At 66.8% G+C, this 23,582-nt stretch carries 23 protein-coding genes; 7 read left to right on the top strand and 16 right to left on the bottom strand.

Features of this window, described 5'->3' with window-relative positions:
* The first annotated feature begins 42 nt into the window (after positions 1-42).
* Both H0T81_RS06215 and H0T81_RS06210 read left to right on the top strand, forming a co-directional pair.
* The gene (locus tag H0T81_RS06215) at positions 43-1,494 is read left to right on the top strand and encodes a sigma-54 dependent transcriptional regulator (protein ID WP_294011003.1); all 1,452 of its coding nucleotides are present in this window, start codon (positions 43-45) and stop codon (positions 1,492-1,494) included.
* A gap of 17 nt (positions 1,495-1,511) precedes the next feature.
* The gene (locus H0T81_RS06210) at positions 1,512-2,327 is read left to right on the top strand and encodes a phosphodiester glycosidase family protein (protein WP_294011001.1); all 816 of its coding nucleotides are present in this window, start codon (positions 1,512-1,514) and stop codon (positions 2,325-2,327) included.
* Here the strand turns inward: H0T81_RS06210 and folP are convergent.
* The 9 genes from folP to H0T81_RS06165 form a co-directional block, all read right to left on the bottom strand.
* Positions 2,278-3,348 (bottom strand): dihydropteroate synthase, encoded by a 1,071-nt coding sequence (folP, locus tag H0T81_RS06205; protein ID WP_294010999.1) that lies wholly within the window; start codon positions 3,346-3,348, stop codon positions 2,278-2,280. The genes H0T81_RS06210 and folP overlap by 50 nt on opposite strands.
* Positions 3,345-4,190 carry a C13 family peptidase gene (locus H0T81_RS06200; protein ID WP_294010997.1) on the bottom strand — a complete coding sequence of 282 codons (846 nt, stop codon included), beginning with the start codon at positions 4,188-4,190 and terminating at the stop codon, positions 3,345-3,347. The genes folP and H0T81_RS06200 overlap by 4 nt, the downstream gene beginning before the upstream one ends.
* Positions 4,191-4,358: 168 nt before the next feature.
* Positions 4,359-5,498, bottom strand: coding sequence for a site-specific DNA-methyltransferase (locus H0T81_RS06195; RefSeq protein WP_294010995.1), 1,140 nt, complete (start codon positions 5,496-5,498; stop codon positions 4,359-4,361).
* A gap of 149 nt (positions 5,499-5,647) precedes the next feature.
* Positions 5,648-6,316 carry a ribonuclease HII gene (locus H0T81_RS06190; RefSeq protein WP_294010975.1) on the bottom strand — a complete coding sequence of 223 codons (669 nt, stop codon included), beginning with the start codon at positions 6,314-6,316 and terminating at the stop codon, positions 5,648-5,650.
* A gap of 61 nt (positions 6,317-6,377) precedes the next feature.
* Positions 6,378-7,550, bottom strand: a complete 1,173-nt coding sequence (gene thiD / locus H0T81_RS06185; RefSeq protein ID WP_294010973.1) for a bifunctional hydroxymethylpyrimidine kinase/phosphomethylpyrimidine kinase — start codon at positions 7,548-7,550, stop codon at positions 6,378-6,380.
* The gene (gene glmM, locus H0T81_RS06180) at positions 7,547-8,881 is read right to left on the bottom strand and encodes a phosphoglucosamine mutase (protein ID WP_294010971.1); all 1,335 of its coding nucleotides are present in this window, start codon (positions 8,879-8,881) and stop codon (positions 7,547-7,549) included. Before glmM ends, thiD begins: the two co-directional genes overlap by 4 nt.
* Positions 8,882-8,967: 86 nt before the next feature.
* Positions 8,968-10,350, bottom strand: coding sequence for an amidohydrolase family protein (locus H0T81_RS06175; protein ID WP_294010969.1), 1,383 nt, complete (start codon positions 10,348-10,350; stop codon positions 8,968-8,970).
* A complete protein-coding gene (locus H0T81_RS06170; RefSeq protein WP_294010967.1) occupies positions 10,347-11,741 on the bottom strand; it encodes an amidohydrolase in 1,395 nt (464 codons plus the stop codon). Before H0T81_RS06170 ends, H0T81_RS06175 begins: the two co-directional genes overlap by 4 nt.
* A gap of 21 nt (positions 11,742-11,762) precedes the next feature.
* On the bottom strand, positions 11,763-13,397 hold the full coding sequence (locus tag H0T81_RS06165) for a peptide MFS transporter (RefSeq protein WP_294011099.1): 1,635 nt from the start codon (positions 13,395-13,397) through the stop codon (positions 11,763-11,765).
* A gap of 176 nt (positions 13,398-13,573) precedes the next feature.
* Between H0T81_RS06165 and H0T81_RS06160 the strand changes: the two genes are divergently transcribed.
* The 3 genes from H0T81_RS06160 to H0T81_RS06150 are packed head-to-tail and all read left to right on the top strand — an operon-like array spanning position 13,574 to position 15,513.
* The gene (locus tag H0T81_RS06160) at positions 13,574-14,176 is read left to right on the top strand and encodes a nitroreductase (RefSeq protein WP_294010965.1); all 603 of its coding nucleotides are present in this window, start codon (positions 13,574-13,576) and stop codon (positions 14,174-14,176) included.
* Between the two features lie 30 nt (positions 14,177-14,206).
* Positions 14,207-14,563: a GntR family transcriptional regulator gene (locus H0T81_RS06155; protein WP_294010963.1), complete on the top strand. Its 357-nt coding sequence runs from the start codon at positions 14,207-14,209 to the stop codon at positions 14,561-14,563.
* Between the two features lie 38 nt (positions 14,564-14,601).
* Positions 14,602-15,513 (top strand): L-threonylcarbamoyladenylate synthase, encoded by a 912-nt coding sequence (locus H0T81_RS06150; protein ID WP_294010961.1) that lies wholly within the window; start codon positions 14,602-14,604, stop codon positions 15,511-15,513.
* On the opposite strand, the gene msrA is transcribed toward H0T81_RS06150, so the two are convergent.
* Entirely contained in the window at positions 15,510-16,073 is a 564-nt protein-coding gene (msrA, locus tag H0T81_RS06145) for a peptide-methionine (S)-S-oxide reductase MsrA (RefSeq protein WP_294010959.1), read from the bottom strand. The two genes, H0T81_RS06150 and msrA, sit on opposite strands and share 4 nt — an antisense overlap.
* A 52-nt stretch (positions 16,074-16,125) precedes the next feature.
* Complete coding sequence (locus H0T81_RS06140; RefSeq protein ID WP_294010957.1) at positions 16,126-16,836, bottom strand: PilZ domain-containing protein; 711 nt, start codon at positions 16,834-16,836, stop codon at positions 16,126-16,128.
* Between the two features lie 139 nt (positions 16,837-16,975).
* Here H0T81_RS06140 and H0T81_RS06135 point away from each other — a divergent pair, with 139 nt between their 5' ends.
* Together H0T81_RS06135 and H0T81_RS06130 are read left to right on the top strand one after the other, a co-directional pair.
* Complete coding sequence (locus H0T81_RS06135) at positions 16,976-17,365, top strand: response regulator (protein ID WP_294010955.1); 390 nt, start codon at positions 16,976-16,978, stop codon at positions 17,363-17,365.
* Positions 17,362-18,210 carry an EAL domain-containing protein gene (locus H0T81_RS06130; protein WP_294010953.1) on the top strand — a complete coding sequence of 283 codons (849 nt, stop codon included), beginning with the start codon at positions 17,362-17,364 and terminating at the stop codon, positions 18,208-18,210. Before H0T81_RS06135 ends, H0T81_RS06130 begins: the two co-directional genes overlap by 4 nt.
* A gap of 50 nt (positions 18,211-18,260) precedes the next feature.
* On the opposite strand, the gene H0T81_RS06125 is transcribed toward H0T81_RS06130, so the two are convergent.
* The 5 genes from H0T81_RS06125 to H0T81_RS06105 form a co-directional block, all read right to left on the bottom strand.
* Positions 18,261-19,415, bottom strand: a complete 1,155-nt coding sequence (locus H0T81_RS06125; RefSeq protein ID WP_294010951.1) for an aminotransferase — start codon at positions 19,413-19,415, stop codon at positions 18,261-18,263.
* Between the two features lie 101 nt (positions 19,416-19,516).
* Positions 19,517-20,563 (bottom strand): glutathione synthetase, encoded by a 1,047-nt coding sequence (locus H0T81_RS06120; protein WP_294010949.1) that lies wholly within the window; start codon positions 20,561-20,563, stop codon positions 19,517-19,519.
* 12 nt (positions 20,564-20,575) lie between these two features.
* Complete coding sequence (locus H0T81_RS06115) at positions 20,576-22,423, bottom strand: flavohemoglobin expression-modulating QEGLA motif protein (protein ID WP_294010948.1); 1,848 nt, start codon at positions 22,421-22,423, stop codon at positions 20,576-20,578.
* Positions 22,413-23,156 carry an N-formylglutamate amidohydrolase gene (locus H0T81_RS06110; RefSeq protein WP_294010946.1) on the bottom strand — a complete coding sequence of 248 codons (744 nt, stop codon included), beginning with the start codon at positions 23,154-23,156 and terminating at the stop codon, positions 22,413-22,415. The genes H0T81_RS06115 and H0T81_RS06110 overlap by 11 nt, the downstream gene beginning before the upstream one ends.
* Positions 23,157-23,216: 60 nt before the next feature.
* Positions 23,217-23,474, bottom strand: coding sequence for a GlsB/YeaQ/YmgE family stress response membrane protein (locus H0T81_RS06105; RefSeq protein WP_294010944.1), 258 nt, complete (start codon positions 23,472-23,474; stop codon positions 23,217-23,219).
* Between the last annotated feature and the right edge of the window lie 108 nt (positions 23,475-23,582).

Genomic DNA, 23,582 nt, shown 5'->3' with positions numbered 1-23,582 from the left:
CCTTTAAGCGCGCCTTTACTCCTCGCGGCTACAAGTCTCGGGATGAAACCGGAACGGATCATCGAGAACCGTACGCGGTCGCTGTTGTTGCTGGACGCCGACCCCGACGAGCGGCGGCTGGTGTCGGCGATCGCCGGGCGCGCCGGCTGGAGCGTCGTCGGGGCTGCCTGCAGCGAGACCGCCGTCGGATTGCTCCAGGGCCAGCACGGGAGCGAGGTCCAGGCGGCCCTGATCGGCAACTGGGACCCGGAGGTGGGCCCGGGCCTGATCGCCGATCTTCGCTCGTGCCGCGAAAATCTGCCGATTATCGTCGTCGCCGACGGAGAATCGGTCGCCGTCGCGGTCGAGGCGATGCGCGCCGGAGCAACCGATTTCCTCAGCCGCCCGGTCGTCCAGGAGCGGCTTCTGGAGGCGCTGGCAGTCAATTCCGATCGCCGCCGGGCGGCCGGTGAGCTGGCCCCGGTGACCGAGAAGCTCGCTCCGGACCTGTCGCTCGAGCAACTGGTCGGTGCAGCGCCCGATTTCCGAGCGACCCTTGCGGTCGCTGCCAAGGCGGCCCGCAACCGGCTGCCGATCCTGATTGTCGGCGAGCCCGGCACCGGCAAGGAGACGTTCGCCCGCGCCATCCACGCGGCGAGCCTGCGCGCCAAGGGGCCGCTGGTCACCGTCGACTGCAAGGCGATTCCCGCCAACATCATCGACAGTCAGCTCTTCGGCCACGAAAAGGGCGCATTCCCGGGTGCTTTTGGAGCCAAGACGGGCAAGATCGTCGAGGCGGACGGGGGCACCCTGTTGCTCGACGAGATCGCCGCGCTTCCGTCCGAAACCCAGCAAATGCTCGACCGGGTGCTGGCTACCGGCGAAGTGCGCCCGGTCGGGTGCAACGGCAGCAATTCGGTCGACGTTCGAGTCATCGCGACGACCAGCCGGCCGCTGCCGCCGGAATTCGACGAGGGCCTGACCGAGCGGATTGGCGCCACCGTCGTCACCTTGCCGCCGCTGCGCGACCGAAGCGGCGATATCCCGGCGCTCGCCCGGCATCTGCTCGCGCGATTCGCGGATCAGGCCAAGCTGCGCCCGCTGCCGATCGGCAATGACGCGCTGGCGGTGCTGATGCGCTACGGCTGGCCGGGCAACGTCCGCCAGCTCGCCGGAGTCCTGTTCCGCGCCGGCCTACATTGTCAGGGCAACTCGCTCACCGCCGAGGATTTCCCGCACATCGCGATCCAGTCGCGATTCAGCGGCCGCCGCAACGATTTCGCGCCCGAGATCACCCAGTCGAAGAGCGACGAAGCGATCGCCGGCGCCCCGTCGGTCACCTTGTACCGCAACGACGGGCATTTGCGGCCGCTCGAAGAGATCGAGGCCGACATCATCCGCCTCGCGATCGGCCATTATCGCGGCCGAATGACCGAGGTCGCGCGGCGGCTCGGGATCGGCCGCTCGACGCTTTACCGCAAGCTTGGCGAGCTCGGCATCGACACCGCCGCCTGAACCGCTAGCTTCGCATCATGCGAAGCGCAGTTCTGCCCCTGCTCTACCTGCTCGTCGCCTGCGGCGACGCCGACTCCAAAGCGCCCGCGGCCCCCACCGCCATCGCGGCCCATAATCCCTGCAACCAGCAAATCTTCGAAGACGACCGCTTCACAGTCTGCGACGCCGGCGGCGGCCGGATCGAGCTGGCCGCGGCGGCCCGCAACGAGACTCCGGTTCGCCGGTTCGCCGATCTCGAGTCGAAGCTGGGCGCCCGCGCCGGCCGAGTTGCCTTCGCCATGAACGCGGGCATGTACGGCGAGGACGGCCGCCCGATCGGCCTGGCGATCGTCGAGGGCCGCCAGGTCCGGGCGATCAACCGGCGAAAGGGCGGCGGCAATTTCCATCTGATGCCCAACGGGGTCTTCCAGGTGCGCGGCGACGGCCGCTCGGAGATCGTCACCACCGCCGATTGGAAACCCTCGCCCGACACCCGGATCGCGACCCAGTCGGGCCCAATGCTGGTGATTGGCGGCAAGCTCCATCCGGCGTTCGACCACGACGGCAGTTCGCGCCACATCCGCAACGGGGTCGGCATCGCGCCCGACGGCCGGCCGCTCTTCGTCATCAGCGAGGACCCGGTCTCCCTGGGCAAATTCGCGCGTTTTTTCCGCGACCGGCTCAAATGCCGCGACGCTCTTTTCTTCGACGGCGCGGTGAGCGCCTTGTGGGATCCGGCCAATCACCGCCGCGACGTCACCGTCCCGCTTGGCCCGATCCTGGTTGCCTTCAAACCCGGGACGTTCAGACCCGAGGCGTCAAAGCCTGGTCCCGAAGGCCGCGCCACACCTTGAGCGCCTGAACGGTCTCGAACACATCGTGAGTGCGGATGATCTGGACGCCCTGCTCGGCCGCCTTCACTGCCAGGACGATGCTGCCGCCGAGGCGCTTGTCCGCCGCAGCCTCGCCCGACAAGGCGCCGATGGTCCGCTTGCGACTCGCTCCAAGCACGATCGGGCAACCGAGCGAGTGGAACAGCGCGAGCCCGTTCATCAGCTCGAGGTTGTGGGCGACGGTCTTGCCGAAGCCGAAGCCGGGATCGACGAGGATGTTTGGACGGGCGATTCCGGCGCCTTCCGCCGCCGCGATCCGCTGTTCGAGCCACTGATAGACCTCAACCAGCACGTCGTCGTAGCTCGGCGAATCCTGCATGGTCTCCGGGCTGCCCTGGTGATGCATCAGGACCACCGGCACGCCCGCGGCGGCGACAAGCTCGGCCGAGCGGGGGTCGAAGGTCAGCGCCGAGACGTCGTTGACCAGCCGAGCGCCGGCGCCGAGCGCAGCCGTCATCACCTCGGACTTGCGGGTGTCGATCGACACCGCCGCGCCGCTTGCCGCAAGCTGGCGGATCACCGGAACCACCCGCTCGGTCTCGTCGCCCGCCCACACCGGCTTGGCACCCGGCCGGGTCGATTCGCCGCCGACGTCGATGATCGCCGCGCCCTCCGCCGCCATGTCGGCGCCCGACTCCGCCGCGGCACTGGCATCGGCAAATCGGCCGCCGTCGGAAAAGCTGTCGGGCGTGACGTTGAGCACGCCCATCACCTGCGGCTGGTCGAGGCGCACCGTTCGCTCGCCCAACTGGAGCGGCGCCCGATTGCCGGTCAGCGCCTGCCACTGCGCCGCCCCCGGCTCGTCGAGCCGCCGTTCGAGCTGCTCGACGGGCACCAGCTCGCTCGCGACCCTTTTGCTGCCCTCGACGCTCAGCAGCTCGACCGCGCTGAACCAGCACAGGCCGCCGGCGAGCTGGGCGACCTTGCCGTCGTGCCCGAACGGCGAATCGACGAAGCCCGTCGGGCTAATCAGCTGTCTCATTGGGTTCGGCTCAGCTCCGCGACATCGGCGGGCCCCTCCCCGACCGGCCTGGTTGCGGTTTTCGGGGCGCGCGCCTCCAGCGCCTTCAGCCAGCCCGATGTCGCTCCGCCGATGCTGAGCTGCGGGTCGGAGGCCGGAAGGCCGGCCCGCTGTTCCGCTTCGACGACGATCTCGGCCGCGCGTCGAAACTGCGCCTCCAGCGGCTGCGGCTCGCGCATCGCGACATTGATCAGCGCGTGGCCGTAAAGCGTCCAGTCATTGCCTGGACTGCAGCCGAAGGAAGGGCGGTCGGCGGCTGCCGCCGTGGCGACGATCGTGCCCTCTGCCGCCAGGGCCGGGACAAACTGGCCGGAATAACAAGCCTGGAGAATCAGCAGCCGGTTCCGGAAGCCGAGCGCGCCGATCAGCTGGGCGAGCTTTGCCGGCGGAACCGCGCCGATCCCGCGCTTCGAATCCTTGTAAAGCAGCCCGCCGAGCGGATGACCGTGGCTGGTGCTGTAGAGCACGAGCACGTCCTCGTTGCGGTCCATGGCCTCCGCGGACGCGGCCAGCGCCAGCGCGAGGTGATTGAGCGAGCCGGGCGCGTGACCTTTTGAATCGCCCTCATCGGCGGCCAGCACGATGGTCCGTCCGTCGGCCGCGAACCGTCGGGAGAGCACCCTTCCCGTTTCGCGAGCTTCGCGGTTGAACACCGGATCGGAATCGAGCGCGACGACGACGACATAGGCGTCGACCACGCCCTTGCGTTGCGGCTTGAGAGAGCGAAGCGCCGCATGGATCCGGCGATGGTCCGAGAGCTGCTGAGCCGGCGGGGCCAGCACGGCTCCCCAATCGGCAGTCATCCTGGCGGGCTGGCCATCCTGTGGCTGGGCTGGCGCGGCCGCCGTGGGGAGCACCGCAAGGGCGAGTGCCGCCACCACAAAGCCGGCAGGCGCTAGTCGCATCGACGATGACTTTCGGTCGTGAATTGAGCGCCGCATCTTGTCTGGAACAGGCGGCGGCGCAACCCTTTAACCGAGGCCGGAAAGATGGCGCTGGCGCAAGACGTCGATCGGCTCGAGCGTGCCGCCATCCTCGACGTGCCAGAAGCTCCAGCCGTTGCATGAAGGAGCGCCCATCAGCGCCGCCCCGACCTGGTGGATGGACCCGCTATGGCCGCCCGATTGAACCGAGCCGTCGACCCGCACCGTGGCTTTCCAGCGCCGCCTGGAGTCGGTCAGGATCGTTCCCGGCTCGACCGCGCGGATCTCGACCAGCTGGCCGAACGCGACCCGCGGCGCCGAGCGCTTGTCGGCCATTCCGGTCATCGCGCTCTCGTCGAGCGGCAGCGCCGACTCGATCCGTTCCCGCGCCACCCGCACATAGCCCGGCTCGCGCTCGATCCCGATCCAGCGCCGGCCGAACCGCCGAGCGACCGCCCCGGTGGTGCCGCTGCCGAAGAACGGGTCGAGCACGACATCCCCCGGCTTGGTGCAGGCGAGCAGGACCCGGTACAGCAGAGCCTCGGGCTTCTGGGTCGGGTGGGCCTTGTGGCCGTCGCCGTTCTTGACCCGCTCGGGCCCGCCGCAAATCGGCAGCAGCCAGTCCGAGCGCATCTGCAGATCGTCGTTGAGCGCCTTCATCGCGCGGTAGTTGAAGGTGTAGCGCGCCTTGTCGTCCTTGGCGCACCAGATCAGCGTTTCGTGGGCGTTGGTGAAGCGGGTGCCGCGGAAGTTGGGCATCGGGTTCGACTTGCGCCAGACGATGTCGTTCAAGATCCAGTAGCCGGCGTCCTGGAGCAAGGCGCCGACTCGAAAGATGTTGTGGTAGCTGCCGATCACCCAGATCGAGCCATCGTCCTTCAGGATCCGCCGCGCCTCCGCCAGCCACTGGCGGGTAAAGTCGTCGTAAGTGCCGAGGCTATCGAATTTGTCCCAGTCATCGTCGACCGCATCGACCCGGCTGCCTTCGGGACGGAACAGGTCGCCGCCCAATTGCAGATTGTACGGTGGGTCGGCGAAGATCATGTCGATCGATTTGTCCGGGAGCCGCGCCATCGCGGCGATACAGTCATCCTCGATGATTCGGTCGAGCGGAAGCGTCTCGGCCGGGCGACTTGAACGCGGACGCAAACGTCCCCGGCCCTCCGCGATCGGTGCGATGAGGTTCATGCAATCCCCCTGTTGGCCGCAAAGGGTGAGTCAGGGGGGAGTCCGGGTCAAGCGCGGAGAGGTTAACGGAGGTCCGGAAACAGGACGGTCGCCGAGAGGTTCGTAACGCCTCCGGCACAACATCTTGCGTTATCGCAGGTGCAAGAGGCTCAACAGGTGGTGGTGTGACTCAAAGGACTCGCCGGTGGGCATTCCTGCAGCGCCAGCTCGGGCTGGGCATGGCGGGACAGCATTTCGCGCACCGGTGCAAAGCTTCGCCGGTGCAGCGGAGTCACTCCAAGCGCTTCCAGCCCGCGGTAGTGCTCGGGCGTTCCGTAACCCCGATTCGTTTCCCAGCCGTAGCCCGGATAATCGCGCGCCCGCTCGGCCATCAGCCGATCGCGAGTGACCTTGGCGACGATCGAGGCGGCGGCGATCGACCGGCAGCGGGCGTCGCCGGCGACGATCGCCCGTGACGGCCGCTGCCAGCGCGGGCAGGCGTTGCCGTCGACCAGGATCCACGCCGGATCGACCCCGAGCGCCTCGACCGCGCGAGTCATCGCCAGCATCCGCGCCCAGTAGATGTTCAGGGTGTCGATCTCCTCGACGCTGGCAATGCCGACGCCGATCACCGCGCACTTGACCAGCCGGGCGTGGATCGACTCGCGTTTGTCGATCGGCAGGTTCTTGGAATCGTCGATCCCGCGCGGGAAGCATTTGCGATCGAGGATCACGGCCGCGGCGACGACCGGCCCGGCGAGCGGAGCGCAGCCCGCCTCGTCGACGCCGGCCAGCGGCTCCGGGTAATCGAGTTCGATCTTGAAGCACGGCCTGCCCATGAGGGCACAGCTTATGGGCGCTCGCCGGGAGCCGCCAGAGGGCCGGCGAAAAAACTGTGGATCAGTCGATTCGCCAAGGCGGGAAACGGCGCGCCTCGCCGGCCTTGTAGAGGAAGATGATGTTGCCATCGGGGTCGCGCAGCCTCGCTTCACGCCACATCCACGGCTGGTCGCGCGGCCCGTGCTCGAACGGAACCCCGCTCCGCGCGAGCTTCTCGACGCGCTCGTCGAGGTCGTCGCACTCGAGATAGATGGCGGTCGTCGCTGAAATCTTCTCCTCGGGATCGCACTGGATGGACAGGGTCGCGCCGCCCGCCGTCTCGAAGCGGGCGTAACCGTTCTCGACGCTGTGGACGATCTGCTTGACCCCAATCCGCCGGTAGAATTCGACCGCCTTGGCGAAATCGTTGACCGTCACCGTCACCTGGTTGAGCCGCGGGCCGGCGCCGACGTCGAGCCGGACATCGCCCTGCCCGATTGGGCCGGCGCCGCCGCCAAGGCCGGGAGCGGCGTGCAGCGCGACCCGGACAAATTCTCGCGCTCGCGCCACCGCGTCGGCCAGGGACGCCCCCTGGCCAAGGAACAAGGCGATCGCGCTGGCCAGCGAGCAGCCGGTGCCGTGGGTGCTGGTGGTGTCGATTCGCTTGCCCTGCCAGCTGGTCATGTTGTCGGTCTCGATGAGGGCGTCGGCGAGCGCGTCGCCTTCCTCATGGCCGCCCTTGATCAGCACCGCGCAGCCATGGTCGGACACCAGGTGCAGGGCGGCCGCGACCGGGTCCTCTTCCTGGGTCAGCCGCGACAGCTCGGGCAGGTTGGGCGTTGCGAGGGTGGCGACGTCCATCAGCTTGGCGAAAGCCGCAACCGTCGCCTCGTCGGCGAGCGCCGCGCCGCTGGTTGCGACCATCACCGGGTCGAACACGATCGGCAGCTCGGCCTGTTCCTGGCGGAGCTGCTGGAGGCGCTGCGCGACCTGGTCGGCGGCGAACGCGCTGCCGATCATCCCGATCTTGACGGCATCGACACCGATGTCGCTGACGACCGCGTCGATCTGCGCCAAAATGACCTCGGCCGGCACCGGGTGAATGGCGGTGACTCCGAGCGTGTTCTGGGCGGTGATCGCGGTCACCGCCGTCATCGCGTGGCCGCCGAGCATGGTCACGGTCTTGATGTCGGCCTGAATCCCCGCGCCGCCGCCCGAGTCGGAGCCGGCGATGATGAGGATTCGGGGGATCACGCGGCCGCGACTGCGTCGCAGATGTCGTCGACCAGCCGTTCGACCAGCGCCTCGTCGTCGCCTTCCGCCATCACCCGGATCACCGGCTCCGTGCCCGATTTGCGGATCAGCAGCCGGCCGTGTCCGTGGAGCTCGGCCTCGGCGGCGGCGATTCGTGCCTTGACCGTCTTGGAATCGAGCGGCGCGCCGCCGTTGAAGCGAACATTCTTCAGCAGCTGCGGAACCGGATCGAACTGCTTGAGAACCTCGCTCGCCGGCTTGCCTTCCTCGACCAGCACGGCAAGCACCTGCAGCCCGGCGATCAGCCCATCGCCGGTCGTCGTGTAATCGGTCAGGATGATGTGGCCGGACTGCTCGCCGCCGACATTGCAGCCCGTCTCGCGCATCGCCTCGAGCACGTAGCGGTCGCCGACCTGAGTGCGGATCAGCTTGACCCGCTCCTTGCCGAGCCGGCGCTCGAGCCCGAGGTTCGACATCACCGTGGCGACCACCGAGCCGCCCTTGAGCTTGCCCGTGCGCTTCCGCTGTAGTGCAATCAGCGCCATCAACTGGTCGCCGTCGACCAGCCGTCCGTTCTGGTCGACGACCATCAGCCGGTCGGCATCCCCGTCCAGCGCCAGCCCGATGTCGGCTTTCTCCGCGATCACCCTGGCTTGCAGCACCTCGGGATGGGTCGAGCCGCAGCCGTCGTTGATGTTGATGCCGTCGGGCCTGACCCCGAGTGGCACGACGTCAGCGCCCAGTTCCCACAGCGCTTCGGGGGCGACGTGATAGGCGGCGCCATTGGCGCAATCGATGACGATCTTGAGCCCGTCCAGCCGCAGCTGATCGGGGAACGTGGACTTGGCGAAGTGGATGTAGCGGCCGCGGGCGTCGTCGATTCGCATCGCCCGCCCGATCAGCTCGGGCTTCGCGCGCTTCGGTTCTGTCTCGAGCCGCCGCTCGATCGCCCGTTCCGCCTCGTCGCTCAATTTGTATCCGTCGGGACCAAACAGCTTGATGCCGTTGTCGGCGAACGGATTGTGCGATGCGGAGATCATCACTCCGAGGTCGGCGCGCATCGACCGGGTCAGCATCGCCACGGCCGGGGTCGGCATCGGGCCCAGCAGCACGACGTCCATGCCGACGCTGGCGAAGCCCGCGACCAGCGCCGACTCCATCATGTAGCCCGACAGCCGCGTGTCCTTGCCGATCACCACCCGATGACGATGGTCGCCGCGCAGGAAATGCGCGCCCGCCGCCTGGCCGACGCGGAGCGCGGTCTCGGCGGTCATCGGTTCACTATTGGTCAGGCCGCGGATGCCATCGGTGCCAAAGAAATTGCGAGTCATGGACTGCGCCTTAGCGCGAGGGGGTTAACCGCGCGAGTTTCAGCCGATCCAGGCGACGGCGGCAAGGTGGGAGCCGATTGACGCAGTCAATGCCGATAGGCCTCCGGAAGGTCGCGCCGCGGCAGATAGCGGTAGCGGTCGCGAAGCCTGGTCTGGTGGGTGACAAGCGGCTGCTGGACACCGTCGATGAAGACCGTCTCCGCAGCGCTCGCGCCCTCGAGCGGGTCGCCCGACCAGATCACCACGTCGGCCCGGCGCCCGGCGAGCAGGCTGCCGATCTCGCGCCCCATGCCGAGGGCCTCGGCCGGCCGGGAGGTGATCATCGCCAGCGCTTCGCCCCAGCTGACGCCGGTCGCACCGGGCACATTACGCAAGGCGACGAGATTGCCGGCATACTGGCGCTCATAGAAGATGTTGCGAGCATCATCATCGTCGATCATCCCGATCGACACGTTCACCCCGGCCTGTCGCATGCGACCGACGTTGGACTGGGTCGCGGCGAGCTGCTCGAACGACGACGGCAGGTCATTGACCGGCGAGGCGATGACCGGAATCCCCGCCGCGGCGATCCGGTCGGCGACGGTCCATCCCTCGCTCGCTCCCACCAGCACCAGCTTGAGCGACGGGAACTCGCGCCTCAGCCGGATCACCTGGAGGATGTCGCTGGCGCGCTCGGCGTGGACCAGCAGATATTGCCGGCCCTGGAGCACCGGCACCAAAGCGGCGGCGTCGAAGCGCGTCAAAAGCACGTCCTGGCTGCGGCGCGCGTCCGGGCCGATGATGCGCGACTCGTTCGGGTCGCGGATCACGGGGCGATCGCGCTCGTCGGGTTCCCGATCGCCGCTCGACGCGATCGGCTGTGCAAAGCGGCGCAGCTCTGCGGCCTCGCGCAAGGCGTTGCGGAACAGCACATGGGCCGATGCGCGCGACCCCCCGGCCTTGTCCGCCCCGGTCTCGCCGAGTTCGACGAACTGGAAGCGGCGAGCGGCGGTGATCGGGTCCATATCCGCGCCAGTGTCGATCACCGCGCCCTGGCCGGCGAAGATGTTCCTCGATGACTCCGGCGCGACGATGGCCCGAGTCACGCCATCGGCTCGATTGACGGCGATCGTCGAGGCAAGCGGGTTGATCGCGGGAGCGACGTCGATGGCCGCGCTGAACGGCCCGTTGGCACTCCGGTCGTCTGTTCCCTCGGCCGAGAGATCGACTTCGCTTAGCCCGAGGCGTGAGAAGCCGGCGACGATCCCCGGAGTCACCCATTTGCCACTCGCATCGACAATGGTCGCGCCGACCGGAACGCGGACGCCCGGTCCTGCCGCGACAATGCGGCCGTTGCGGATGACCACCGTGCCGGAAACCGGCTCGCTGCCGTCGCCAGTGGCGACCATTCCGCCGGTAATGGCAATCGTTTGCGCCGCCACCGGGGCGGCAGCGCCGAGCAACAAAGCGGCCAGCGCGGCGCGGATCATTTGACGTCTCCCTCGCCAGGCTGGCCGAGCTCGAAGTCGCTGATCGGACGGCGCCTGGGGTCGTTGGCGTCGTACATCAGCGCGCCGTCGATCCAGACGCGCTCGGGCCGCGCGTAAACGCTGAACGGATTGGCGTTCCACAGCACTACGTCCGCCATCTTGCCTGCGCGCAGACTGCCAGTCCGGTTGAAGATTCCGAGCGCCTTGGCCGGATTGGAGCTGAGCCAGGTCCAGGCGACCTCCTCGCTGACGTTGATCCCGGCCCGGCGGCCGTCGGCGAGCGCCTTTGCGGCCTCCTGGTTGAGCCGCTGGATGCCGTTGGGATCGTCGGAATGGACGATAGCGCACGCGCCCGAATTGTGGACGAACGGGATGTTCTCCTTGATCGCGTCATAGCTCTCCATCTTGAAGCCGTACCAGTCGGCCCACATTGCCGAGCAGATGCCGTTCGCGGCCAGCAGGTCGGCGACCTTGTAGCTCTCGACGGCGTGATGGAAGGTGCCGATCTTGTATCCCATCTCCCGCGCGACATCGATCATGATCGCCATCTCGTCGGCGCGGTAGCAATGGTTGTGGATGATGATCTTGCCGGCGAGAACGCCGCGAAGCGTGTCCATCGCAATATCGCGTTCGGGCATGTTGCCGCCCTTGCGCTCATAGGCATCCCATTTGCGCTTGTACGCCTGCGCCTTCAGCCAGGTGGCACGAACCGTCGCGATATTGCCCATCCGGGTCTGCGGCATATTGCCCTTGGAGCCGTAGACCCGCTTCGGGTTCTCGCCGCAGGCCATCTTCAGCCCGTAGGGCGCACCCGGGAATTTCATCCCCTGGACGGTTCGCGCATAGACGTTCTTGAGCGTCACCGACCTTCCCCCGAACAGGTTCGCCGAGCCCGGCAGCACCTGCAGCGCGGTAATTCCGCCGTTGGTCAGCGCCCGGCTGAAGCCCGGGTCCTGCGGCCAGACGCTGTGCTCGGCCCACACCTCGGGCCGCGCCGGGCTGGTCGCCTCGTTGCCGTCGGCGTGCGAGTCCACGCCCGGCGACGGGTAATCGCCAAGGTGGCTGTGGACGTCGATGATCCCGGGAGTCACATATTTGCCGGTGCCGTCGATCTCGAGCGCGCCCGGCGGGGCGGCAAGCCCGGGCCCGCCAACGGCCTGAACGACGCCATCGGCGAGGATCACCGTTCCGCCGTTGATCCGCCCCCCCTCGCCGTCGAAGACCGTCGCGTTGCGGATCACGGTCGGGACGCCGGGATAGCGCACGTAGGTCGATGCGTACGGATCCTCGTTGATTCGGATCGGCGGCGCCGGCCTCGGCTTGGGCGCGAGCTGCGCGCACCCGGTCGCGAGGGCGCAAACTACGGCGCATCCGAGCAGGCTAAGGCGCATCGATGACCGTTCTACAGGAACCTAGGTCTCCTGGGGACCCGGCTTCGTCTCACGCTGCGGGAACATGCCCGGAGCCTCCTTCTCGCCCAGCTGCTTGTAGCCGGCCAGCTCCTCGTCCTGCGTGTCGCGGAGAGTGTCGAGGTGCATCAGCTTCTTGATCAGCGGCGAGACCAGGATGACTCCGACGCCGACGCCCACCGCGACCCAGCCGACCGTTGTATAGACGTCTAGGTAGATCTCCGGAGTGGCCGCGACCTCGCCGGCTTCGAGGCCTTCGGCACCGGTCGCGGCGGCGATCAGACCGGCGGCGAAATTGCCGGTCGCCGAAGCGAAGAACCAGGTGCCCATGATCAGACTCGCCATGTGCGCGGGCGCGAGCCGGTTCATCGCCGACAGTCCGACCGGTGACAGGCACAGCTCTCCGGTGGTGTGCAGCAGGTAGAGGAGGAAAATGAAGATGATCGGCGTCGGCACGTTGAGTCCGACCATGTTGGCGCCCCACACCAGCACCAGGAAGCCCGCACCGAGCTGGATCATCGCCAGACCGAACTTGGCAGGCGCGGACGGCTCCTTCCCGTGGCGGCCGAGCCAGGTCCACATATAGGCGAACAGCGGCGCCAGGAGGATGATGTAAATGGGATTGATCGACTGGAAGATCGCCGCCGGCACCCCGCCGATCGCCGCATAGCGGTCGGTGTAGAGGTTGATCGACGAGCCAGCCTGTTCGAACAGGGCCCAGAACAGGATCGAGCCGATGATCAGGAACATCGCCGCGAAGATACGGTCGCGGTCCTCCGCCGGGAGCTTGGTCACCGCGTAGTAGACGACGTAGCTGACGAGGATCGCGCCGAAGACGCCGAGCAGGCCGCCGACCAGGTCCTGGTACTGGATCAGCACCCAGATCACGCCAACGGCAGCGACTCCGACCACGTACAACAGCCATTCGAACTTCATCCCGGCGATTCGGGAATTCAGCCGCTCGGGGGTGCTGGACTCGCCCCGGCCCTGCAGCAGCGGGCGGAAGAAGATGAACACCGAGAGGCCGAGGAGCATGCCGAATCCGGCGGCGCCGAAGCCGTAGGCCCAGCCGTAGGTCTGCCCCAGATAGCCGGCGAGGATCGTGCCGATCGCCGCCCCCGCGTTAATCCCCATGTAGAAGATGGTGTAGGCGCCGTCGCGGCGCACGTCGGTGCGCGGGTAGAGCTGGCCGACGATCACCGAGATGTTGGCTTTAAGAAAGCCCGAGCCGACGATGATGAACGACAGCGCGAGCCAGAAGACGTTGATCGCCGGGTCGGCCTGCTTGATCGCCGGGTCCGTGACTCCCCGCATGCCCTCGAACGCCATCAGGAAGTGGCCGAAGGTCAGCAGGACCGCGCCGAATTGCACGGCCTTGCGCTGCCCGAGATAGCGGTCGGCAATATAGCCGCCGAGGACCGGGGTGATGTACACCAGGGCGGTGTAGGCGCCGTAGATGATCGACGCGGCGTCGTCGGCGAACAGCCAGTGCTGGGTGAGGTAGAAAATCAGCAGCGCGCGCATGCCATAGTAGGAGAATCGCTCCCACATCTCGGCGAAGAACAGGACGTACAGGCCCTTGGGATGCCCGGCGAACTCGGGCTCCTTGCGGGTGACGATGTAGGCTCCGCCCGCCAACAGGAAGATCAGCAATGCTGCGGCGATCAGCGCGATGACTGCTCCGGTATCCACTGGCTTCGGCTCCTCGACTGATCGCACCGCCTAAGCGGCCACCGGGGGCGCACCCTAGCGCGCTAAATGCACTTGTGAAGCCGATTGTTGCAGACCGGCGCGACTGTTAGTCGAACGGGCACATGCTCAACGACCGCTCCTCGCTGCTTTCGCTGCTCGAAACGCGCCGCTCGGCCAAGCCTCGGGAGATTGTCGATCCGGGGCCGAGCGCCGACGAGCTCGAGCGGATCCTGGCGATGGCCGCCCGGACCCCCGACCACGGCAAGCTGTCGCCGTGGCGGTTCGTCACCATTGCCGACGACCAGCGCGATGAGCTTGCAAAGCTGCTCCGCGAAGCGCTCGCCAGCGAAGATCCATCCGCAACCGTCGCGCATTACGAGAAAGCCGATCAATTCGCCCATTATCGAGGAGCGCTGGTGGTGCTCGTCTCGGCGCCGGTTGAAGACCACAAGATCCCGGTGTGGGAGCAGCAATTGTCGTGCGGAGCGGCGGGGATGAACCTTTTGCTCGCCGCCCACGCACTCGGGTTTGTGGCCGGCTGGGTGACCGGCTGGCAGGCCTATTCCGAACATGTTCGGGCTGCATTGTGCGAGCCACGCGAGCGCATCGCCGGCTTCATCTTCATCGGCCATGCCGGCACCGCGCCGTTCGAGCGGCCGCGCCCGGCGCTGGAAACCGTCCGCCGCACGTGGACGGCACCGCCGCAAGTGCCGCCGATACCTTGACCTTTTTCCGCGCTGCTGTATTACGACAGCATGACGCTTGGATCGCAGCACGAAAAGCCCGTCTACGTCCGACTGCGCGAGACGATTGCCGACGCCATTCTCGCCGGCCGTTATTCCGACGGCGACCCGCTGCCGTCCGTTCGAGCGTTCGCGGCCGAGCAGTCGGCCAATCCGCTGACCGTCGCCAAGGCCTACCAGGGTTTCCAGGACGAAGGGCTGATCACGGTCAAGCGCGGAGTCGGCATGTTCGTCGCTCCCGGGGCCTGCGCTCGCCTGCGCGACTCCGAGCGCAGCCGCTTCGTCAAGGAAGAATGGCCGGCGGTGCGCGAGCGGATGAGGCGGCTGGGCATCGATCCTGCGAGGCTCCTCGAGCAAGAGAACGCCTAGTATTCCTGCGAACGGCTGAATCCAGTAGCGAACCGCGCATGACACGCGTGGCGCCCTTCAGCGACGATGCAATCGGCGAGGCGGCGGAATTGGTCCGAAGCGGCGAGCCGGTCGCGATTGCCACCGAGACCGTTTACGGCCTCGCCGCCGACGCCACCAATGCCGCGGCTGTCGCGCGCATCTACGAGGCCAAGGGCCGGCCGCGCTTCAACCCTCTGATCGTGCACGTGCCGGACCTGGGCGCCGCCGGGCGCATCGGCGAGCTCGGACCCGAAGCGCTCGAGCTCGCGCGCCAGCATTGGCCCGGGCCGCTGACGCTGGTGGTTCCGCTCAAAGCCGATGCCGGCATCGCCTCGCTCGTGACCGCCGGCCTTGCGACCATCGCTCTTCGCGTCCCGTCGCACCGAGCGATGCAGGCACTGTTGCGCGCCACCGGCCGGCCGCTCGCCGCGCCGTCGGCCAACGCCAGCGGCTCGATCAGTCCGACCCGCGCCGAGCATGTGCTCCAGAGCCTCGACGGCAAGATCGAGCTTATCGTCGACGACGGACCGTGCGGGCGCGGCATCGAGTCGACCATCGTTGCCGCGACCGGGGGCGCGCTTCGACTGCTTCGCCCCGGACCGATCCTCGTCGACGCACCGGCGGGGTTTGGCGAGGCGATCGAGTCCCCGGGGCAATTGCAGAGCCACTATGCGCCCTCGAAGCCTTTGCGCCTTGAAGTGATCGAAGCGGCGAGCGACGAATATCTGATCGGCTTCGGGCCGGTCGCGGGCGACTCCAGCCTCAGCCGGTCGGGAGACTCCGTCGAAGCCGCGGCACGGCTGTTCGACCTGCTCCATTTCGCCGACATGTCACCCAAGCCGCGCATCGCCGTTGCCCCAGTCCCCGGTGAGGGGCTCGGGATCGCGATCAACGATCGCTTGCGGCGAGCGGCGGGCCGGCGCGATTAGGCCGGCGCCGAGGCGCTCTTCGCCCGATCCTGGAAGCTCTTGCGCAGCTTGCTCAGCTTGGGCGGGATGGTCGCCAGGCAATAGGGGTTTCGCTGCCCCTCCCCGCTCCAATAATCCTGGTGATAGTCCTCGGCCGGATACCAGTCGCCCGCGGGTTCGATGGTTGTCACGACGCGGCCGCCGTGCTGCTCGTTGGCCTGGGCGATCGCGGCTCGCGCTTGCTCTTCCTGCTCGGGCGATTGCGGGAAGATCGCCGAGCGGTATTGCGTGCCGACGTCGTTGCCCTGGCGATTGAGCTGGGTCGGGTCGTGGGTCGCGAAAAAGATCTCGAGCAGGTCTTCGTAGCGGATTTGCCCGGGGTCGAAGGTGATCCGGATTGCTTCGGCGTGGCCGGTGTCGCCGCCGCATACCTGCTTGTAGGTCGGACTGATGGTTTCGCCCCCGGTATAGCCGCTTTCAACCGATTTTACCCCGACGATGTCGAGGAACACCGCTTCGGTGCACCAGAAGCACCCGCCGGCAAGAACCGCCACTTCGTCAGCCCCAGATTCATCAGGCATCGACCTGCTCCTTTGCGGCGAAGCAGTGCAGATAGTGCTGCGGCGGCGGCCGTTAAAGAGTTTTGGGCTGGTAGCTCGCCTTGAGGCTGGCCAGCTCGAGCCGCTTTCCGACCCACTCGGACAGCTCTTCGAATTTCAGTTCCTTGTCGAACACGATGCCGGCGCGGCGCTCGGCGAACCAGCGAACCTGACCCTTGATCGGCCGCAAGCTCTCGACGACGACGGTAACGTCCCGGCCGAGGCAATATTCCTCGATTGGCTCGACCTTCATTCCGCCCAACGAAATGTCGTGCACGTCGACGGTATAATAGACCTTGCCGACGCGGACCGAAGCCTTGCAGCTGACGTCCAGCCGCGGCGGTCGTGGCCGGAAGCCGTGGCGCGGCTTGCGCCCGGCAAGGAGCTCGCCGAGGTCGACGTTCTGGTCGAACTTGACGCCGACGGTCCCCTCGCGGATCCAGACGACGGTCGATGGAATGGTCTGCGACGAGAGCTCTACGGTCACCTGCTCACCGACGGACGGCGGTGCCTGTACGGTCTCTGCCAGCAGTCCACCAGCGGAGATGTTGCGCACCCGGATCAGCTGCTCGCCGTTGCCACCGATCAGCTTTGCGACCCGCAGGGTCGGCAGAATTCGAGCATCGGTCCGGCGCTCGCAGGGCCGCGGAACGGCCGTCGACAACGTGAAGGTCGTCGATTCGAAGGATGTTTCGTCCTGATTCCAGGCCGTTGCAGGCTTTTTTCGAATGAGCGATCCGAACATTCGAAGGGTCTCCAGGGCGCGGGGAAATCGCACCAATTCGGGACTTTATGTGGCGCATAGTTAAAAAGCCGTTTCATTCGTTTGACCTAACCGGGCGAAAAAGCGCACTGGTAGGGTACAGGGGGTGAGGAGGTTCGGCATGAAGCGGCCCCGGCTGCTGCTGGTTGACGATGAGCCGATGCTCGCCGACTTCGTCGCCAGCGCCGCTCGTGAAAGCGGCTACGATGCGATCCTCACCTCGGACGACGAGCAGTTCCGCGCCGAATTTATCGCAGCTCGGCCCGACATGGTCGCTCTCGATCTTGGAATGCCGGGGATGGACGGCGTCGAGCTGCTGCGCTTCCTGGCCGACCAGCAGTTCCAGTCGCCGGTGCTGATCATCAGCGGCTTCGACCGACGGGTCCTGGAAAGCGCTTTCCGGCTCGGCGAGGCGCATGGACTGACGATGGTCGGGCCGCTCGAAAAGCCCGTCCGGCTCGATGATCTCGAAGCCGTTTTCACCGAGCTGAAATCGACTCTGGGATCATGACGCCGCGGCCCGAGCTGGCGCTCGTCGAAGGGTTCGAGCGGGCGCTGATCAATCAGCGGCTGCACATGGTCTACCAGCCCAAGGTCCGGCTTCGCGACGGCGCTCTGACGCGAGTCGAGGCCCTGGTCCGGTGGAAGGATTCGGAGTTCGGCTCGGTGCCTCCGTCGCGCTTCGTGCCGCTGGCGGAAAAGCACGGCCTGATCGAGGAGCTGACGCAGTGGGGCCTTCGGACCACCCTTCGGCAGTGGCTCAAATGGCGCGAGCAGGGAATCGACACTTCCCTCGCCTTCAACATTTCCGCGCTCAGCCTCGAGCAGCTCGATTTTCCCGACCTCGTCGAACGGATGTGCCGAGCGCTCGACGTTCCGACCGACCGGCTGGTGCTCGAGCTGACCGAGAGCGCGACCCAGCCGCTGATCAAGCTGATGGACACCCTGACACGCTTCCGAATCAAGGGCATCGGGCTCGCGATCGACGATTTCGGGACCGGCTATTCCTCGCTGATGCAGCTTCGCCAATTGCCGTTCACCGAGGTCAAGATCGACCGCTTCTTCGTCGGCGACGCGGTGAACTCCCAGGAATCGCGGTTGATCGTCAAAGCGATCATCGACCTCGCGCATGGGCTCGGGCTGACCGCCACCGCAGAGGGAGTGGAAACTCGCGAGCAGCTGCAATCGCTGGGCGAGCTCGGCTGCGATGTCGCCCAGGGCTATTTGATCTCGCACCCCCTGGAACCCGACGCGCTCATGCCCTGGAAGCAGGAGTTTCGCGGCCGCTGGCCTGGCTTGATCGAGGACAAAGGCCTCGCGCTATGGAGCTACGCCGAAACGGATAACCTGCGCTAGCGGGAGCATCGTGGCGGGAGCTCGGGGGGTTGTCGCGCCCCTCGCGGGGCTCATTCGAACAGCTTCTTTGCCTTGGCCATCGCCGCGACTCCGGCGTCGATCGTCTCGTCCTTCTTGCCAAAGCACAGCCGGACCAGGTGCCGCGGCGGATCCGCTTCCGCGAAGGCCGACAGCGGCACCACCGCGACGCCTGCCCGTTCGACCGCCGCGGCGGCGAAGCTCTCATCGTCGAGGCCGATCCCGGATTGAGCCAGGTCGACGCACAGGAAATAGGTCGAGGCGGCGTCGAGCACCGCGAATCCGGCGTCGCGGAGCCCTTGGGTCATGCGGTCGCGAGCGCGGGCGAAGCGCTGCTTCATCGGCTCGATCCACGCGTCCCCTTCGTCGAGCCCGTAGGCGACCGCCGACTGCAGGTTGGGAGCGGTCGAAAAGGTCAGGAACTGGTGAGCGCGCGCCGCCACTCCCGCCATCTCCGGCGCGGCGACCATCCAGCCGACCTTCCAGCCGGTCAGCGAGAAGATCTTGCCGGCCGAGCCGATCTTGATCGTCCGCTGGGCCATCTCCGGCAGCGAGGCAAGCGATACGAAATGCTGCTCGTCGAGGACGATATGCTCCCACACCTCGTCGCTGATCACGGTCAAATCATGCTCGCGGGCGACCGCCGCCACGACGTCCAGCTCGTCGCGCGTGAACAGCCGACCGGCGGGGTTGTGAGGATTGTTGAACAGGATGGCGCTCGTCTTCGGCCCGACCGCTGCCTCGAGCGGCTCCCGGTCGATCCGCCAACGTGGGGGGCGCAGGGCAACTTCGCGAACCGTTCCGCCGGCGCGTCGGATCATCGGCGCGTAGCAGTCGTAGGCCGGGGTCAGGATGATCACCTCATCGCCTGGCCGGACCGTCGCCAGGATCGCCGCTCCAACCGCCTCGGTCGCGCCACTGGTGACGCAGACATGGGCGGCGGCGACGTCGAGCTGCTGGTGCCGGTTGTAATGGGCGGCGATCGCCTCGCGCAGCGGCGGCAAGCCGCGCGACGGCGGATATTGGTTCGAGCCCTCGGTCAGCGCCCCAGCCGCGGCCTCGAGGATTTCCTCCGGCCAGCCAAAATCGGGGAAACCCTGCCCCAGGTTCACCGCGCCGTGCTTGGCCGCCAGGCCCGACATCCGCTCGAACACGCTGGTCTGCATCTGCTCGTAAAGCGGGTTCAAGCGGGGCCTCACAGCGGTTCGTGAATTGCCGCCCATAGCCGGTGCCGCCGCCTGCCGCGAGTGCGTCGGCGGCTTCACAGACACTCTTGGCGGCCTCCTCTTCACATGACGGCGAGCGCCCGGTTGTCGAACGCTCGTGCGAACTCCTTGGAGATCTCGACCTTGCGCTCGACCGACGCGATGATCGGCTCGGCGAAATTGACGCCCTGAAGCGTGTTGCAGGCGCGCAGATTGCCGGGGCTGAACACGTTCACCTCGAGGATCTTGTCGCCGACGATGTCGATCCCAACGAGGAACATGCCGTCGGCGATGAGTTTGGGCCGGATGAGCTCGGCGACGCGAAGCTCGGTCTCGCCAATCTCGACGGCAACCGCCTTGCCGCCAGCGTGGATGTTGCTTCGGATGTCGTCTTCGGCGCTGACCCGCCGCAACGCCGCATATTTCTTGCCGATGCGTAGCGGGTGCCCGTTCATCACGAACAGCCGGATGTCGCCCCTGGCCGCGGCGGGCACATAGGCCTGCGCGATCACATAGCCGTCGCGGGTGATCGCCTCGATCATCTGGTTGAGGTTCGATTCATTCTTCTTGTCGACCTTGAAAACGCCCGATCCGCCCGAACCCTGCAGCGGCTTCAGGATGCACTCGCCGCCATGCTTCTTGGCAAACTCCTTCACATCGGCGGTGTGCTTGGTGATCAGCGTTTCGGCTCGAACCGCATCGGGAAACGACTGGAAGTACATCTTGTTGACCGCCAGGCTGAGGCTGCTCGGGTCATTGAGAACGAGGACTCCGCGCTTCACCGCCTCGCGCCCGAACAGGATCCCGGCGTCGGCCGCCCATGGCGCCGACTGCGCGTCGAGCGCCGGATCGCTTCTCAGCCATAGGACGTCGACGTCGGTCATGGCCAGCTCGGTGGTCTTTTCGCCGACTGCCTGGATGCCCTTGAAGAAATCGGTGTGCGACTTGTGCTTTTTCGTCGGCGCCATGCGCGCGTGGATCTGCATGCTGTCGTCGGGCAGCATGACGAAATCCCCGGGCGTGATGTAACAAACCCGGTGGCCGCGCTGGACCGCCTGGTGCGCGAGCACGGTGGTGGTGTAGTTGGGAAACTCCCGGGCCATGTCGTTGACGAAAAACGCGATCAGCATTGAGTTTGGCTTTCAGATTAGCTGGGAAAGTGCGGGCGCCGTCCGCATGGTCGCAATACGCGCCTGCGCGTCGGGTCGGGCAAGGAATTGCGGCAGCGTGCGCGGCGCCTGCAGCAGGCCGCGGGCCGCGAGTTCCTCGATCACGGGAACGTGGCGGGCGGCGATCTTCCCGTACCAGAACGGGGTCAGGTCGCTGCCCGCGGCGAGCAGGTCGAGAACCTGCCGGAACCCGCGCAGATAGATGGCGTCCTTGCTCAGCCCGCCCGAGCGGTAAACCCGAGCGGCGACGTTGAACGACATCCGGGATCCAAAGCCCTGGTCCTTGAGCAGCCGGAACGCCTCGATGAATTCGGCTCCGGCGATCATGGCATCGACCACCACGACCCGTGCCGCCAGCAGCCGCAGTCGGGCCGCGGTCAAGCCACCGACCGCGCATTCGGCGAACACCCCGAGCCCTTCCTGGACGCCCTCGTAGCCGGCAAGCCCGGTGCGGAAGATCTTGAGTCCCTGCGCGTTGCCATTGACGAAAGTCAGCAGGTGCACGCTGACCTCGTGCTGCAACAGCGCGTCGAGCCGGTGCTTGGGCATCCGCGTCGACTGCGAGATCATCAGCGTCCGGCCCGATACCATCAGGCCGGCTGGAATATCCTGGCGAACCTCGATCCGGCCGTTGAATTCGGGATCGGCCTGCCGATAGTCGGCGATCAGCGCGCGCGCCGCCTTGCGCACGGCATCGGCGCCGATCGCTTCGCCGCGATGCCGATCGCCGCTGACTCGGTCGAGGACCTCTCGAGCGCCCGCCAGAAGCGCCGGCTCGACCGGCCCGTACAAAGTCAGCGATACGTAGCGGAAATCGCCGCTGTTGCGGCAGGCCAGCATCGTCAGCTGCTGGTCCAGCTCGCGCCGCTTTTCGGCAAACAGATGCTCGAGCACCGGGTCCTCGACGCGCCGCAGGTCGATGGCATAAAGCGCGCGCTTGGCGAGATCCGGATCCACCGTCAGCGGCCGGTAGCGGAATGTCGGCGGGGTATCGAACTTGTCGGCCTTGAACTTGTCGTAGGCCTGTTCCGAATTGATCGGCGAAACGCTCAGCAGGAAGTCGAACGAGGTCGAGATGCGCAGCAGCTTGCGGTCGACCGAGCGGGCCGCATCGATGAAGCTTCGCCGTCCAAGCGCCCGGTGGGACTTGGGCGGATCAGGCGCGATCTCGGCGAGGAACGCATGGCTCGCCTGCAAGAGGGCATCAAAGACGCTGATCTCGAGCTCGTGGAGCAATTGCGGATAAATCGCGTCCTGCCCGGGGACCCGGTAGGTTTGCGGCAGGCCCAGCGAGATGTGCGACAGCCAGTGAAGGCGCTGCACGAGATCCTCGACCCCCGACACGAACCAGGCCTCCGACACATGCTCGACGGAGCAGTTGCGAAGGTCGATCTCGATCTTTTCGAGCGCTTCCGTGAGCCGCTTGGCGGCGGCCTGAGCGGGCTCATCCGGACTGGCGCTCAACCGTGCCGTGAACGCCTCCAGCTTCGGCTGCTCCGGATCGAGCAAGACGTCGCGGGGAAGGTCGTAGATCGACACCAGCAGCACCCGGCCGTGCTTGTCGTGGGCGCGGCGCGCGATCTGGTCGATCGCCTGCAGCGCCTGGTCGTCGTTGGGCCCCGGCCACACGACATAGGCCGAGCTGGTCGCCGCGACCCGCGCCGCGAGGCTTTCGGCCCCGCCTCCGCGATTGAGGATCAGGAACGGCAGCGCGCGATCGACATGCGCTCGGCCGCCGCCATCGAGCCGCAGCCGGGACGGTGCGCCGCCGCGAACTTCGAGGAACGGCTCAGCCGCCGCCTGGGTGGCGCTATCGGCCATCGAGCAGCTCCCGCGCCACCGTAGCGACGTAGTTGACCCAGCCGCGCATGTGATCGAGCGCCGCCGAGTCCGGCTCGCCGCTCCACTCATCCATATAGAATTTCTTGAATTCGATGGCGATTGCGCAGCCGACGCCGGGATAGCGCTCGTGGACGAAGCGGGTCAGCTCGCCCTTGCCCTGGAACGCGATATTCTCGCGCACGTCGAGGTGCCGCCCGCCGAAATCATGATCCCGCATCGCCCCCATCAGCGGATCGATCAGCCACGCCCAGTCGGACCGCGGCATCGAGAAGGTGCCGATGTTGATTTCGGGCGCCTTCTCGGCCGGAGCCGGAGGAGCGTCGCGACCCTCCCGGCGATGGTTATAGCTGTGAACGTCGAGCAGCACGAAGCGCGGGAAATCGGTGGCAATTTCGTCAAGAACGGCGGCCACCGTCGCGTAGAAACGGCGGTGATATTCGAGCGAGCGCTCGACCATGTCTTCGTCGAGCGGCGCCCGCCACACTTTCAATCCCCAGCACTGCTCGGGCGTTCGGTACACCGCAGTCTGCGGCTCGCGATTGAGATCGGCCTCGAAGCGCGAGCGATGGGCGATGAAGTGCGTCGGCACTCCGCGGATCGCCTGGCCGGTGAACGGGTCTTCCTCCCGCAGCCGGTCGGCGTCGGCTAGCGCCATCCGCTCGGCAATCTCCATCCGCAGGCCGTGGCCGTCGTGGATCGCCGCCGCAGCCACGGGTCCCTCGCCGCGCTGCAGCGTCCATAAGGCGGTGGACAGATCGCTACTCCTTGGCCGTCAGCGCACACTGCCGCGGCGGACGAGATTGACGATCGCCAGCAAGACGACGGCTCCAAGGAGCGACCAGAGGAAGCTTTCAAGAGTGATCTGGTCGTTGATCGAGCCGCCGCCGACGATCAGCCCGGCAAGGAATGCGCCGACGATGCCCACCACGATATTGAGCAGGATGCCCTGCTGCGCATCCGTTCGCATGATCATGCTGGCCAACCAGCCCACCACGCCGCCGACGATCAGCCAAAGAATAATACCAAGCATTGTTTCCTCCTGTCCTGCGTTTCTAATGCAACGAAAAACTGGCTGGTATGCTCCCGAGCACCCCAGGGGCGGCCGCATCCAGGGCCGATCCCCGCTAGGGCACTTTCT

The organism is Sphingomonas sp. (assembly GCF_013812825.1).
Lineage (GTDB): Bacteria > Pseudomonadota > Alphaproteobacteria > Sphingomonadales > Sphingomonadaceae > Sphingomicrobium.
The sequence above is the reverse complement of the archived record's forward strand: the minus strand, read 5'-3'. Positions and strand labels throughout refer to the sequence as shown.